The following is a 380-nucleotide window of genomic DNA, read 5'->3' as shown; positions in this document are numbered from 1 at the left end:
GGACGGGGACAGATGAAAGTCATTCTCTCAACCTGATTTCTAGCGCTGATGGCGTTAACTTCGAGAACAAAATTACTCTACCGGAAACGAGTTTTACTGCACCGGCACTGGCAGTATTTGACAACCGCCTTTATTTGGCTTGGACGGGGACAGATGAAAGTCATTCTCTCAACCTGATTTCTAGCGCTGATGGCGTTAACTTCGAGAACAAAATTACTTTGCAACCCATCAATTTTCCTCCGTCTTCATTTGGGGCGTTCGAGCTTTCGCGTCTGGGAAATACTCCGCCGCCTGCGTCGCCCTTCAACGAAACCGATGCTATCGAAAATCAAGAGACTGAGCCGACAACCACTTCTCCTGCGTCTGAATTGGAGGGATTC

1 protein-coding gene is annotated in these 380 nt (G+C 48.4%); it reads left to right on the top strand.

Annotated features, from left to right (window positions below; genetic code table 11):
• Nucleotides 1–380, top strand: a 380-nt coding sequence (locus NG792_RS19295) for a hypothetical protein (RefSeq protein ID WP_261236468.1), incomplete at both ends; no start/stop codon positions are given.

The sequence above is a fragment of the Laspinema olomoucense D3b genome, from assembly GCF_025370785.1.
Taxonomy (GTDB): domain Bacteria; phylum Cyanobacteriota; class Cyanobacteriia; order Cyanobacteriales; family Laspinemataceae; genus Laspinema; species Laspinema olomoucense.
This window is presented reverse-complemented; position numbering and strand designations above follow the sequence as displayed.